The sequence below is a fragment of the Acinetobacter sp. 1207_04 genome (assembly GCF_052850415.1).
On sequence record NZ_VXCQ01000001.1, the window covers coordinates 26,694 to 40,923 of the forward strand.

At 38.1% G+C, this 14,230-nt stretch carries 10 protein-coding genes; 2 read left to right on the forward strand and 8 right to left on the reverse strand.

Annotation, left to right across the window (positions count from 1 at the left end):
• The first annotated feature begins 222 nt into the window (after window positions 1–222).
• A complete protein-coding gene (locus tag FW754_RS00110; protein WP_446323535.1) occupies window positions 223–1,401 on the forward strand; it encodes an acyl-CoA dehydrogenase family protein in 1,179 nt (392 codons plus the stop codon).
• Window positions 1,402–1,437: 36 nt separating this feature from the next.
• Here the strand turns inward: FW754_RS00110 and FW754_RS00115 are convergent, their stop codons facing one another.
• The 6 genes from FW754_RS00115 to msuE all read right to left on the reverse strand — a co-directional run bounded on the left by FW754_RS00115 (window position 1,438) and on the right by msuE (window position 8,308).
• A complete protein-coding gene (locus FW754_RS00115; protein ID WP_446323536.1) occupies window positions 1,438–1,602 on the reverse strand; it encodes a tautomerase family protein in 165 nt (54 codons plus the stop codon).
• 374 nt (window positions 1,603–1,976) lie between these two features.
• Window positions 1,977–4,811: an ImpA family metalloprotease gene (locus FW754_RS00120; RefSeq protein WP_446323537.1), complete on the reverse strand. Its 2,835-nt coding sequence runs from the start codon at window positions 4,809–4,811 to the stop codon at window positions 1,977–1,979.
• Between the two features lie 267 nt (window positions 4,812–5,078).
• Window positions 5,079–5,915 (reverse strand): SDR family NAD(P)-dependent oxidoreductase, encoded by an 837-nt coding sequence (locus tag FW754_RS00125; RefSeq protein WP_446323538.1) that lies wholly within the window; start codon window positions 5,913–5,915, stop codon window positions 5,079–5,081.
• A gap of 14 nt (window positions 5,916–5,929) precedes the next feature.
• The gene (locus tag FW754_RS00130; protein ID WP_409512320.1) at window positions 5,930–6,319 is read right to left on the reverse strand and encodes a DoxX-like family protein; all 390 of its coding nucleotides are present in this window, start codon (window positions 6,317–6,319) and stop codon (window positions 5,930–5,932) included.
• A 115-nt stretch (window positions 6,320–6,434) separates the two neighbouring features.
• Entirely contained in the window at window positions 6,435–7,550 is a 1,116-nt protein-coding gene (gene sfnG, locus FW754_RS00135; RefSeq protein ID WP_409512306.1) for a dimethylsulfone monooxygenase SfnG, read from the reverse strand.
• Window positions 7,551–7,576: 26 nt separating this feature from the next.
• The gene (gene msuE / locus FW754_RS00140; protein ID WP_446323539.1) at window positions 7,577–8,308 is read right to left on the reverse strand and encodes an FMN reductase; all 732 of its coding nucleotides are present in this window, start codon (window positions 8,306–8,308) and stop codon (window positions 7,577–7,579) included.
• A 395-nt stretch (window positions 8,309–8,703) separates the two neighbouring features.
• Here msuE and FW754_RS00145 point away from each other — a divergent pair, with 395 nt between their 5' ends.
• Entirely contained in the window at window positions 8,704–9,354 is a 651-nt protein-coding gene (locus FW754_RS00145) for a response regulator (RefSeq protein WP_409512308.1), read from the forward strand.
• Window positions 9,355–9,448: 94 nt separating this feature from the next.
• Here FW754_RS00145 and FW754_RS00150 read toward each other — a convergent pair whose 3' ends face one another.
• Together FW754_RS00150 and FW754_RS00155 are read right to left on the reverse strand one after the other, a co-directional pair.
• Window positions 9,449–10,216, reverse strand: coding sequence for a hypothetical protein (locus FW754_RS00150; protein WP_409512309.1), 768 nt, complete (start codon window positions 10,214–10,216; stop codon window positions 9,449–9,451).
• A gap of 444 nt (window positions 10,217–10,660) precedes the next feature.
• Window positions 10,661–14,152, reverse strand: coding sequence for a hybrid sensor histidine kinase/response regulator (locus FW754_RS00155; RefSeq protein WP_409512310.1), 3,492 nt, complete (start codon window positions 14,150–14,152; stop codon window positions 10,661–10,663).
• Window positions 14,153–14,230 lie beyond the last annotated feature (78 nt).

The window sequence follows — 14,230 nt, forward strand, 5'->3', positions numbered from 1 at the left end:
ATCTTGTGGAATATATTCCTCACCTCTTCTTTTTAAAGGAGAGAGTTAGGGAGAAGATTTTCATTTAAAAGCACTTTTTATTTTTGTGATCTAATCCAAAGTGGAATACCGCCGTGATCAATCAGGCGGTATTTTTATTGATAGAATAAGCACAGCAAGCATTCAGATAAGCGTATTTGCTTCAGTCTGCTAAGCTCATGGAAGTTAAAAAAGGACAGGATAATGAACGTATCACAACAGACTTTGGCAGACCCCATTCATGTTGCAAAACAGCTTGCAGATCAGTTTGCGCTTACAGCATGTGAACGAGATAAGGCGGGCGGGAATCCGAAAGCTGAGCGTGATTTAATTCGCCAAAGTGGTTTGTTAGGGCTATCCATTCCGAAGCAATATGGTGGGCAAGGTACCAATTGGAAAACAATTTTTAAAACCATTCAAACCATTGCACAAGTGGATAGTTCTGTTGCACATGTTTATGGTTTTCATCATTTACTGATTGCCACTGTTCAGTTATTTTCACAACCAGAACAATATGCAAAATGGTTTGAACAAACTGCCAAAGAAAATTTGTTTTGGGGCAATACTTTAAATCCTTTAGATAAACGAACAACAGTACAGAAAATTTCTGAAAATGAATTTATTTTTCAGGGTGATAAAAGTTTCTGCTCAGGTTCAATTGATTCCGATATTTTACTTTGTTCAGCTTATGACGAAGCAGGAAAATTATTGATTGGTGTGATTCCAACAGCTCGTGAAGGCGTAAGCTTCTTGGGGGATTGGAACAATATGGGACAGCGCCAAACCGATAGTGGAACAAGCCATTTTGAACAAGTAAAAATTTCTAAAGATGAATTATTGTTAAATCCCGGTCCTCTAAGTACGCCATATTCGAGTTTACGTCCGCTTATTGCCCAATTAATTTTTGTACATTTATTTTTAGGTGTTGCAGAAGGGGCTTTTGAAGTCGCAAAAGAAACTGTGCAAAGTCAAAAAGCATGGTCGAAATCGCTAGTTGAAAATGCGGTGAATGATCCATTTACTCAAAAGCATTTTGCTGAATTTTATGTACAACTTGAAGGTGTGCGTTTATTGGCAAATAAAGCAGTCGAAATTTTGCAAAAGGCCTGGGATATTGGTGAAAATCTAACGGCTGAACAGCGTGGAGAAGTCTCGATTGCAATTGCAACTGCAAAAATTGCAGCGACTAATACTTCGCTTTTTGTCACGCAGAATATTTTCCAAGTCATCGGTGCTAGAGCGACTACAGCCAAACTGAATTTAGATCGTTTTTGGCGCAATGTACGCACGCAGACTTTGCATGACCCGATTGATTATAAATATCAGGAAGTCGGGGAATGGGTGTTAACTGGAAAAGTACCTGATCCGAGTTTTTATGCTTAATTATTTTAATATTAATAATATGTGATGTTGATTAGGTTATATTTGGATATTAAACCCTAAATTTACATCGCAAGCTGCTTGTCCGGCTCTTATTCCCCAATTTTCAGTGGGTAATTCTCGAACGAGAATTTTTATATGATCATGAGGAATATTTAAAGCAGATAAGTTTTGAATAATTGATTGGTATAGTGTTCTTTTCACTTCGACTGAGCGCCCTAAAAAGCAATCGATTTGAATTAAAGTACTCTGGTTGCGTTAAATTTGTTGGGCAAAGAAATAAATGTGGTTCATGTATATTTAAACGTATATCTCGATCATGGTCAGGCAATTTAAATGCATGTTTACAGGCGATATAAACGGCATTTATTAGCATTATTTCTATTTCACGCGGATATTTTTTCTAATATCAATACTTATCGTTGGCATCATATTCTTCCTTATGATGTTTATTTACGTACTAAAAAGTCACTGTATTGCCGAGATAAATCAAATTAGTTTTATATTTTAAATGCCCGATAAATTTTATCGGGCATTTTGAAAAGAGCGATTATCTTATTTCATTTAAAATATAAAACTTAATACGGATAATTTGCAACCACACCATTTGCAGGAACATTGATCCAAGTACCTTCAGCTAAATAATTTGATCGATTGGCAGGTTGTGCATAGAACTTTAATGGTGCTGTAGGCAAATTCAACATTGCAATTGAAGACTGTGCAGTACTTGAAGTCGCTAAGCCATATAAATTAAATACATCTTTTAAGTCATAACCCATAATTTTCGAACTAAGTAAATAAATCATGTCAGGGCGGCTGATATTATTTTTTGACGAATAAGCGCCTAAGCCCAATTTATTTTTTTCAGCTTCTGTTGCTTTACTTAAATCAATTTGATTATACAAACGCTGAGAAATATTGAGTAAACGTATAAACTCAAAAACACCTTGCGAATCAGGTTTCGCTTTCCCTTGATGCACTTGAGTATAAACGTGTGCAAGTTGCAAATGGAACGCTTGTTTCGCATTGTCACTGCCTTGCCATAAACGTTTTTTCATATCTTGACGTAGTGCTTCGCCATTTAAACCTGTAATACGACTCGCTTGGATATAACTATACAGTTGAGGATGGTTGAAATTATTACCATTATTGTCGAGTGCATAAATTTCATTTTTACGAAGCATGCTCAAGCCCGCTAAAATATTATTATTACACTCCGTACCACAGCCAATCGTGCTTTGATTTTCTGTCGATGGGAAAGTCATGGTCAGTACACCTTGCACAGTGTTGTGTCCCAACTCATGTACCCAACCCCAACCGATATCGAGTCCTGTATAACCATCCGATGGATTACCTGAGCAAAGGAAACCGCAGGTTGCAATCCATCCAACAAAATGTTGTACGTTTGGCGCACGATGCACATTACTCGTACAGTCCCAACCTAAAGTATTGCAATATTGCTGAGTGCTGTTGTCCAAAGGCATATTATTATAACCATTGGCAATATGGTTACTGTCGAAAATTACAGTTTTAATGCGGTCAATATAAGTATCAGGGCTTAAATTACCAATAGCTTTCAATGCATAAGCATTCGTTTGCTGAATTTCACCGCCGACAAATTTAAAGGTATTCCAGCCAAAGGTTTTACTTTGCAGAACTTGTGTCGCCTGATTTTTTTCAGCTTGCGTCATGCTTTGAGTAAAATCATAGTGTGCATATTTGGCACTGCCTTTAATTTTTAAAGTAACGGTACTGCCTGCTTGAGCATTATTATAATTCAGCATGAGTGGACCACCAAATGGACTGATAAAAGCATTATCCACTGGAGATGTGAGTTTTACACTATAACTATGCGGGCGAAGCGGGCGTTTATAACCTGCATCATCAAATGGATTACCCCAAGCACGTAAATAACTCGTTTGCACTGAAAGGTTTGCACCTTGTGCATCAATCACCTGAATATTGACTGCTTTTGCAGGGATACTTGCACGTCCAATTGCTGTAATTCCGCTCCCTTGTGGAATGGTTACGGTCACGGTTTCCCAATCATTGCTCACAGACATATTTTGTGCTTCGGCAGGCATGTAGTCGCCTGAACCTGTTGCAGATGCTGTCGTTGTCTGACGCTTATAGTCAAGCCAAGCATCAGATGCATAGGCTTGCATAAAGGTTTGTGCATCACCATTTTTATTTAAAGTGGTGTAATTCACTGTTGGACGCCATGTATCAGCAACCAACACTAATGATTTCAGTAGTGTATTGTTATTTTCTTGATCAAAGACTGAAAGCCCTTGTTGATTTAAACCTTGTAAGGCGCTTGAAAGACTACGAATTCCCTGAATAATTGAATTATTTTCGTTGAGCTCGCCCAAAGTTATACTCTTAGGATCAATAAAATATTGAAGCACATTGATCGTGCGGTCAATTTGGTTAAATTGTTCCCAACGTTGCTGTGTACTCAGTTTATTTGACAGTAAAAGTTCTTCTTTACTCCGATAATAGCTGTTGTTAGCTTGCATTTTCATTGCCGACAATACTTTATCAATATTGCTATTGGTACCCCATGTATTGGCTTGGAAATAAATGGATTTACCCGCTTTTAAGTATTTTTCAATGAGCTCTTTTTCAAAATTTTGTGCACCAATATTCGAACTAATGACCATCAAATCAACATCCTGCCAACAGGTGTTTGCAGGATCAAGTACATTACATTGTGAGAAACTGACCGTTGTACCGAGTTGTTTTTCTAAATAATTTTTAACAGGATCAGCGGGCATACCTTGAACACTTACGGTTAATGTTTTATTGATACTTTGCTGTGTATTGCCTGTTAAAAGCCAACGTAAACTGTTGTTTAAAACCTCAGTAAATTGTGTGAAATCGGCATTATTATTTACGATAGCTGTAAACATATTTTGCCCATAGGCAAGCGCACGACCTTGACCGATTTGACTTGCGATACCCAAGCCACAGCCTTTATCTTTTTGTAAATCTAAAGCCCAATTACAGTTTTTATCGCTGACGGCAATAGGTAGTGCAACGCTTAAATCTGTCGGGTAAATATTGATGGAAGCATTTGGGGTAAATTGCAAATACGGCTGTATAACTTGATTATTGCTATTGGTATATAACGCAGTGAGTAAACTTTTTTGCCATTTTTGTTGTTCTAAAGCTGTATTGAGTGCCATTTGCAATAATGTTTTACGATCCTGCTCAGTGAGTTGAGATGCATCACCTGTGCTTAATGCCATTTTTACTCGATTATCAGGAATGACAACGGGGGGGATTATTGAGGGAGGATTTTGTTCTTGTTGATTGGAACCACTTCCACCGCCGCCACCACAGGCAACCACACTTAGGGCAAGCGTGAGTGTTAACAATGGTGTTTTAAATGCGAATGCATTTTTAAGCATAATCAATTTCCCCCTGAGAATTATAAAAATAATGACAGGTTAAGAATCTGTCATTAAAAGATTTTAATTATAAAGAGAAAAAAAAATTGGTCATCTTATATTGGTTTTATCTTGTTGTTTTTTAAGTTGATAAAATGCATATAAACATAAAATGTTGTGATTGAATTAGAGTTAATGTAAATAATTTTAACGTGGTTCTAAGTTCCTTTTAATGAATAAATCATAGTAGGAGGTTAACTTTGAATGATTTAAAGCATTAAGATGTGCCTATTTAGAATCCGAATCCAAGTGTTCTAAGCCTGTACCTTTGATCGGATTCCTTTTCCAATAGTAAGGGAGAAAAAATCGTGATAATAGACGTAACGGTGTCATCCAAACGATTCGGACATTAGATTTGGTATTTTCTAAAATGCGTTTCGCTAAAAAATGACAAACAACTTCAGGTGGATCAATAATAAATAAAAAGAGGCGTTTCATTTTTTTCCAATTTTTAACTTTGCCATTCTCCCACGATGTAACTAGTAGATCGGTTACGACCATACCTGGGCTAAGTGTTCCTGTTAGAATATTTGTGTTTCGGATTTCTTTATGGAGAGCATGGCTGAAATAATCAACAGCACGTTTGCTTGTTGCATAAACGGTCATTCCTGCACTCCATTCTCCCTTGCTTCCCCAACCTTCCATATTGAATATTTGTCCAAACCCTTGTTTTAGCATACCTTGTAAAGCAACTTGTGAGCAAAGCAGGCTACCTATAACATTTGTCTGAATTGTATTTTGAATTTCAATTGAAGGTATCTCAATAAAATCTAAAGCTACAGTGCAAGTACCTGCATTATTAATCCATATATCGACTTTACCAAACCGTTCTATAGCGGCATTCCACAAGTTTTGAACTTCTTCATGTTGGCTAACATCACAATTGATTGCATGAAGTTGAGTTGGTGAATAACGTGAACTTAAAGTATGAAAGGCTGCGTTTAAAATGTCTTGATTTCGTCCAGATATGACTACAGTATGTCCTTCTTTTAAAAAGGCATTAGCGAGGTTAAAACCGATACCTTTAGAGCTACCTGTGATCAAAATAGTTTTAGTTTTGTTCATTATGATCTCTAATATCAGGAATAACTGTTTTGAAAGTTTTGTTTAAGCATTAGAAAAATGACAGAAAGACTAAGCATTGAGAAATTCATAATAACAGGATTGAATGCTTGGATCAGACTTTGGGGAAGGAGGAGTGTAACCAAAATGAATAAGCCAATTAGACTCATAATATTTAAATAATGTAGATATTTATGAGATGAAATTAAAAAGGTTAATCCAAAAATAATTTCTAGCACACCGGAGATTTGACCAGCCAATATTGCATGAGAGTAGCAAAGACCAAACCATTGCCAGATAGCAATTTCATCAGCATGAATAAACAACAATTTGGGGACAAGCCCTTGGTAACACCATAAAAAAGCAAGTGTGATAGAAATGAATTTATAAATAGTATTTTGATTCATAGATGAGATAAAAATTTTCTTTTTAAAATTATACATAAAAAAATCCCTCTAACCGAGTTTAGAGGGAAAAGTTGTAAAACTTTGAGTTATTTATTGTTGTTTGAATACATCATCATCAAGCCGACTTTGCTGTAATGTGTGGATGACCATTTTTTTGTGCTTCTTCCAGTTCACGGACCAAGGGCAAAACTTTTTCACCAAAATATTCAACTTCTTCAATGAAATGTAGAAAGCCTGAAAGTACTAAATCAACACCAATACTTTTGAGTTCAATAATACGTTCAGCGATTTGTTGTGGTGTACCAATCAAATTGGTTTTAAAACCATCGTTATATTGTACTAAATCTTCAAAAGTTGATTTTGCCCAATTACCTTCACCTTCTTTAGATGCTGCACCTGCTTCACGAGTGGCATCACCAAATGCGTTTACCGCTTCAACATTTGCACCATCAATAATTGATTGAAGAACGGCTTGAGCTTCTTCTTCGGTATCACGGGCAATGATAAAAGCATTGACACCAATTTTTACACTGTGACCATTCGCTTTGGCTTTTTCACGAATATCATCAATTTGTTTTTTTAACTCGGTAGGGGTATTACCGTTAGTAAAGTACCAATCTGAAACACGAGAAGCCATGTCACGTGCCGCACGTGAACTTCCACCTTGGAAAATTTCAATATGTGGTTTTTGTAATGGTTTTGGACTGAGTGTATAGTCTTTGAATTGGTAATACTTACCATCAAAGCTAAAATTATCCTGCGTCCATACCCCTTTTAAACTGCGAATAAATTCTTCCGAACGGACATAGCGTTCATCATGTTCAGGCCACGGTTCACCAATGGCATCAAACTCACCACGAAACCACCCACTGACCACATTAATGGCAATACGCCCATGGGTGAGATGGTCGATGGTTGCTAGTTGTTTCGCCGCAAGCGCAGGCTTCCAAGGGCCCGGTAAAATAGCAGCAATCACTTTAAGCTTTTCAGTTTTCGCTAAAATCCCATGGCTAAAACTCACCGATTCATGCTGATTATCTGCGTTATAACCTGCAGTAAAACGGATTTGCGTCAGTGCATATTCAAAGCCACTTTTCTCCGCTGCTTGTGCTAAACGGACATTATATTCGTAGCTCCAATCGGTACGTTGTTCAACATTGCTGACGACTAAACCACCGCTGACATTGGGAACCCAATAAGCAAAAGTAATATTATTTTGTGCTTGTGCCATTTTACGACCCTCATTTTTTTGTGTCTTTACGCGACTTTCGATTTTGGTTTTTTGGAGTGTAAACGTGCTTCAGCAGCATCTAAACTAGGCACAGCAGCAGAGGGTAGGACTTCTTCTTGTTCAATTTGCTTGTTAATACCGAGATTTTGGCTTGCTTGTTGAGATTTTGTTTTGATGGATTCTGCACGCTGACCTTTGGCAGGTGCCCATTCTAAAATTGGCAGTGCACGTGCAATAGCTAAAGTGATACGGTCACGAAGGAATTCGCTATGAATGGTATATTCAGGGGTGAAATCACGATCTGTAGCATATACGCCAATTGGTAAAGTTTGTGCTTGAAAAAAACTAAACAATGGACGAAGTTGATGCTCTAAAACAAGAGCATGACGATCTGAACCACCTGAAGCTGCAAGTAATACAGGTACGTCAACCAATGCAGTTTGTTCAACAAAATCAAAAAAATGTTTAAATAGACCTGTAAATGATGCACGGTAAACAGGGGTACCCACAATTAAAGCATCGGCAGCTTCTACTGCAGCTAAGTCATCTTGTACACGTTGTGGCAGTTGGTTACGGTAAATTGCACCACCTAATAACGAGCCAATTTCGCTGAATTTGATGAAATGCACTTGAATAGGGGTTGCTTCACCAAGCTCATCTAAAATGGCTTGAACTAAAGCTTCGGTTTTTGATGGGTGATTTAATCCACCTGAAACAGCAACAATATTAAGGGGCTTTTGAAGATTTGGAAAAGACATAATAGAACCTAAAACTTGATAATCTCGGAATAGGTTTATTAATCAATATTCAGGATTATGCTGTAAAATAAGCAAAAACAGATTGGTTATCAGAATTTAAGATATACGTGAAAAGTATAAAATTTGAATGATTTAAGCGAATTAAGTTATTGATAAAATATATTATATTTATAGAGAATAAGTATTTCATTTTCAGTGGTTTGAGTTATATAAAAAGCTGATATCTATTTCAGATAATGTGTAAATTATTCAGATAATGTGTAAATTATGCCGAAATTGAGGATATTTTAGGATAAGTTTAGAAAATATCCTGAAATTCATGAATATTTGCATATCCTTAACAGTAAAAGTGGGGTTAGAATGATACTCTGTGCTGGAAATTTTTCGTTTCGCTTATGAATATTTTAATCGTTGATGATCACCCATTGTTTCGCCACGCTTTAATTCAAGCGGTACGATACAGTTTACCGCAGGCTCAAATTAGTGAGACTGCTGCAGTAAATGAGTTCTATGAGCGTTTAGAGAATGGTCCAGAACCTGATTTAGTGCTGTTAGATTTAAATTTACCAGGCGCTTCAGGCTTTTCTGCATTGGTTCACGTTCGTGCACAATATCCATCTTTGCCGATTATTGTTGTATCGGCGCATGAAGAAGTGTCTATTATTCAGCGCTCAATTGCACATGGTGCGATGGGTTATATTCCAAAATCGGCACATCCAAGTCATATTGGGGAAGCGATTCGTCAAGTACTCGAAGGTGATATTTGGTTACCACCGAACTTGCCTGCGAATATGAATTTTGACCCACGTGCAGCTGATGAAACTGCATTGGCAGAACGTATTCAGTCTTTAACACCGCAGCAGTTCCGTGTATTGATGATGGTGGCTGAAGGGCTGTTAAATAAACAAATTGCCTATGAACTGGAAGTATCAGAAGCAACTATTAAAGCGCATGTCACGGCCATTTTCCGTAAACTTGGTGTGCAAAATCGTACGCAAGCAGTACTTGCTATTGGCGCTTTAAATATTGAAGAGCGAAAAATCTAAGAGAATAAACATCGTGCTATTTTATGCATAGCACTTTTATTTAGATTTAAAAAGACCTCATAAGAGGTCTTTTTTGTGCTTAAGTTTTTATAGATTAAGCAATGCAGTCTTGCTTGCCAATGAGGTCAGGGCAACCTAGCGGATTTAAGGCACACTTTAGATCTTCAATTTGTTCTTGGGTGACTTGACCTTGAGATTTAAGATATTCTGCCACGCTATCATCACGTAGGCTTAGGAATGCCGCGTCATAAACGCCTAAATCGACAAATAATGCGGCTGTTTGTAGGCTGTTGAAACGGTCGAGGAAAATATCGTTGCCATACATTAAGAAAATATGATCAAGTTCAGCATGCATATCTACTGCCAAACGTTCTGCAAGAGTGTTTGGAGGTGTTTTAATAAAAAGTAAATCAGAAAGCTCATCGAATTGAGTCATATCAAGCACAGCTTCACCTGTTTTAACTTTACCTAGCCATGCTTTAAAGACCAGTACTGCACCCCCACGAAGTAACATACTCCAAATTTGATGGCGAGTTTCTTCATTTAAACAGTCACACTCATTTTGTAGGCTTTGAATCAGTAATTGTTCTTGTTGGGCTAGCTTGTCGAATAAGCCAAGACCTTGTGGTTGGTAGGCAATCGGGCTAAAAACATCAAAGTTAAGTTCTTCAAATACTTTGAGGGCAAGTGGTACAGAACTGCGATATAACACATCTAATGCTTGTCGTTGTGCATCATTGAGCTTACTAAATTTAAACAGTTCATTCCAATTAATCTCAGGAAGAATTGCATTTGCACCATACTGACGATGGAATTGTTGTGTTTGATTCTGACCGTGTAAAACTGATTCTGTAATATTCATGCGTCTACTCCTACTGCAAATTTATGGAATCAATTTGATCGCAACGTCCTTGCGCGAAAAGAAAGATTCAATGATGTTAATTGATTTATGAATTATACGAATTTCAAGAGATATGCGACTAAAGTCTAAACACAGCTAAAATTATAAAAATTTGATATATAAATCAAATAATTATAAAAATTGTAACTAAGTATACAACTGTATATTTATAATTTGAGCAAAAATGCCATATCAAAATAAACAATGAAATTTTTCGCCAATTACAGAGTGAACTTTAGGGGTATTTTTGAAAACTTTTGCATAATTAAAAAAATGAATTGCTATTTTTCTGAGTGATCGAACAGAAAAAGCCTCCGAAAGAAATTTTATGGAGGCTTTAAATGTATCAAAATATATTTTTAACACAGAATGAAATGTCCAAATATTTGGACATTTTTTCAGATGTTATTTAGAAATTTTCAAGCCTGATAACCATGAACGTAAAGATGCAGGCTTGAGTGGTTTTCTTAATAAAACGATGTTCAGCTCTTTTAAAAGCTGTGGTAATTCAGGATCAGAATCTGCGGTAATGAGTGCCACAGGCACATTTTCTTGACGGTTTCCAGTAATAAAATCGAGTCCGATTTTTTGGTTATTTAGATGCTGATCGACTAACCAAACTTGAATATTTTCCTGCTGAATAATTTCCAAAGCTTGTTCAGGTTCGGTGGCTTTAAACACCTGATAGCCCCACTTAGTCAGTAAAGTGCTCATACCTTCTAAAATGGTTTCATCATTGTCCAAGCATAAAATTTTATAGGCTTTGGTTTTCAGTGGTACGGCTTGTACAGGTGCAGCAATAATTTTAGGTGCAGCAACCACAGGCACTTCAATCATGAAGCATGAACCTCGCCTAATTTCTGAATAAACATGTACAGGATGATCAAGTAGTCCTGTCATACGTTGCACAATGGCAAGCCCAAGCCCTAAACCTTGTTCACCCCATGGTGAGGTATGCCCACAGCGTTCAAACTCTTGAAATAGTTTAATCCGTTGTTCCTCTGCAATGCCTGGACCTGTATCCCAAACACCGATACGGATATAGCCGAAACGATCTGATGCTCTTAATACGCCAACGATGACACGACCACGAGCGGTATAACGTAGTGCATTGCTGACAAAATTTTGAATAATACGACGAATCCATTGTGGGTCGGTATCTATCCAAAATTGAGCATCATGCACGTGAAAGCGAATTTGACGTTGTGCTGCAATTGATTTGAATTGTAATTCAAGGTCGTTGAGCAAGTCATGTAATGGATAAGGCTGACGTTTCGGTTGAATCGTCCCACCTTCAAGGCGAGCAATATCAAGCAGGGCAGAGAGCATGCTTTCTGCACCATGTAAGGCACGATCTAATTGTTGTAATGTCTTACGGTCATCATCAGACTGAATACTTTGCTCAAGTGCGGTACTAAATAAGCGTGCTGCATGCATCGGCTGTAATAAATCATGGCTTGCTGCGGCAATGAAGCGACTTTTTGACATATTGGCACGGTCAGCTTGTTCACGTGCAAGTTGTTGTTCAGTTAAGGCATTTGCCAATTGTTGGGTACGATCGTGTACACGACCTTCGAGCAAAGCTTCATTTTCACGGAATGCGGTAATATCGGCAAATGTTGTTACAAAGCCACCGCCTTCAATTGGATTACCTCGCATTTGAATCACGAGCCCATCTTTACGAATACGTTCAAATTCATGTGCACTGCCGACTTTCATCCAATGAATCCGCTTACGCACATGTTCCTCAATTGAACCCGGTCCACATTCACCACGTTCTGCGTTATAGCGAATCAGGTCTGAAATTGGACAGCCGACATAGACCAAATCTTTTGGATAATCAAAAAGTTTTAAGTATTGATTGTTCCAAGCAACTAAGCACATATTCTCATCGACTACACTTACCCCTTGGGTCATGTGATCAATCATGGTCATGATGAGGTTTTGATTAAAACGTTGCCATTGTGAAGCCTGATCGAGAATATTGGCGACTTGACCAAGTGCTAAGCCATTATTCACCATTGCTGTCGTCAGTAAGGTACGGGCTGAAGCAGCACCAATGGTTCCTGCTAAATATTGTTCTGTGAAGCGCCACCACATGCCATTTGCACTACTATTTTCATTTAGTACCACATTGTTCATGGCGCAAAATTGTTGAAAGGCATGAATGGTTGGTCCTTCACCAGTAATACGTTTGGCAAGTGCAATTAAATCACCCACTTTTAAACGTGCAACATCATGATGTAAATAGCTAATTTCTGTTGATGCACTCTGAGCAGGAAGCGGTTTGGTTTCGTAGTAAAAGAAACTTTCCGCCTGAATTTGTTCTGCAATACTTGGGCGATATATACGAGATACCCAAATATATAATGTAATGTTGAGCCCAAGTGCCCAAATAACGCCGTGTGTGAGTGGAGCAAAAGATTCAAAACCAAGTAAGGCTTCAGGTCGTAGCCAATTGATTCCGAATGGACCCATCGCTAGAAACTGTTGCCCAATGACGCTATATTCGGAAGGAAAACTACGTAAAATAGTCGGTAGTAAAAGGGTATAACTCCATAAGATAAACCCAGTCACTAATCCTGCATAAACTCCTTGACGACTCCCACCACGCCAATAGAGCCCGCCAATGAGCGCGGGAGAAAACTGTGCGACAGCACTAAATGCTAATAAACCAAAAGTTGAAAGTTGATCAATATCATTAAAGAAATGGAAAAATAAGAAGCCAAGGAACATCACCGCAAGAATACAGACTCTACGGGTAAATTTAAGCACCTGAGGCAGTCTTTTATCATGTCGAGAAATAATATTAAAACGCCACAATGCAGGCATGATCAAGTCATTACTCAGCATGATAGATAATGCCACAGATGAAACCAACAGCATGCCTGTAGATGCTGAAAAGCCCCCTAAAAATGCCAATAAGGTTAGCCAGTCTTGGTTGTAACTCAGTGGTAAAGACAAAACTGCAACATCGGGAATAGACAGATATTCAGGTGCTGCATGCAATGCCCAACTTGCAATAGGAATAATGGCAACAATAGTTAAAATCAGATAAGCGGCAAACCAACGACGCGCACCACGGATGTGTTTTTCATCACGTAATTCAACCACAGCGACATGAAATTGACGCGGTAAACAAATAATCGCTAAAGAGGCAAGTAGTGTTTGAATCCAAAAAGTTTCAGGCACACCAAAGAGCTGAACTTGATGAAATGTTTGTGTGACATCTTTTGAAATTTGAATAATATTTTCAGGTGCTTCAAAAATAAAAAATAGAGCAACACAGAGTAGGGCAAACAGTTTAACGAATGATTCAAATGCCACAGCAAGCATCAAACCGCCATGTTGTTCTGTGTTGGCAATTTGTCGTGTACCAAACATCATGGCAAGTATTGCAAGAACTGCTGTAAGTCCCAGTACGCCATTGGTTGTGGTCGAAACAACTTGAGTGTTGTGATCGAGCATGACCGATGCGCTGAGTGCAATAGCACGTAGCTGTAAAGCCAAATACGGAATAATGGCAACTACAGCCAAAATGGTGACTAAAGATGCTAACGTCCCACTTTTACCGTAACGTGCTGCGACAAAATCGGCAATCGATGAGATGGCATGATGCTGTCTGACACGACCCAATCTACGCCAAATGTCATAGCCCAAACCGACAAAAATGAGAGGTCCAAGATAAATGGGTAGAAAAATAATCCCCTCACGAACAGCTGCTCCTGTTGCACCATAAAAGGTCCAAGATGAGCAATACACCCCCAGTGTTAGACTAAAGAGAAGCATTCGTCCACGTGTGCTTAATCGGCTTGCATGCTTCTCACCAAAGAATGCACAGACAAATAAAATGAGGATGTAAAGGGCTAGAACCCCAATAATCAACCAACTGTTCATAAGGTTTTACAGTATAAAGGATGGTCATAATGATACCGCATTGGACAGCATTGACATTGATTTTGAGAAAAATTTAAC

Excerpts from the sequence above, each read along its gene's own strand:
- FW754_RS00110 (WP_446323535.1), top strand. The coding sequence starts at position 223 with ATGAACGTATCACAACAGACTTTGGCAGACCCCATTCATGTTGCAAAA.
- msuE (WP_446323539.1), bottom strand. The coding sequence starts at position 8,308 with ATGTCTTTTCCAAATCTTCAAAAGCCCCTTAATATTGTTGCTGTTTCA.
- FW754_RS00145 (WP_409512308.1), top strand. The coding sequence starts at position 8,704 with ATGAATATTTTAATCGTTGATGATCACCCATTGTTTCGCCACGCTTTA.
- FW754_RS00125 (WP_446323538.1), bottom strand. The coding sequence starts at position 5,915 with ATGAACAAAACTAAAACTATTTTGATCACAGGTAGCTCTAAAGGTATC.
- FW754_RS00120 (WP_446323537.1), bottom strand. The coding sequence starts at position 4,811 with ATGCTTAAAAATGCATTCGCATTTAAAACACCATTGTTAACACTCACG.
- FW754_RS00130 (WP_409512320.1), bottom strand. The coding sequence starts at position 6,319 with ATGAATCAAAATACTATTTATAAATTCATTTCTATCACACTTGCTTTT.
- FW754_RS00155 (WP_409512310.1), bottom strand. The coding sequence starts at position 14,152 with ATGAACAGTTGGTTGATTATTGGGGTTCTAGCCCTTTACATCCTCATT.
- FW754_RS00150 (WP_409512309.1), bottom strand. The coding sequence starts at position 10,216 with ATGAATATTACAGAATCAGTTTTACACGGTCAGAATCAAACACAACAA.
- sfnG (WP_409512306.1), bottom strand. The coding sequence starts at position 7,550 with ATGGCACAAGCACAAAATAATATTACTTTTGCTTATTGGGTTCCCAAT.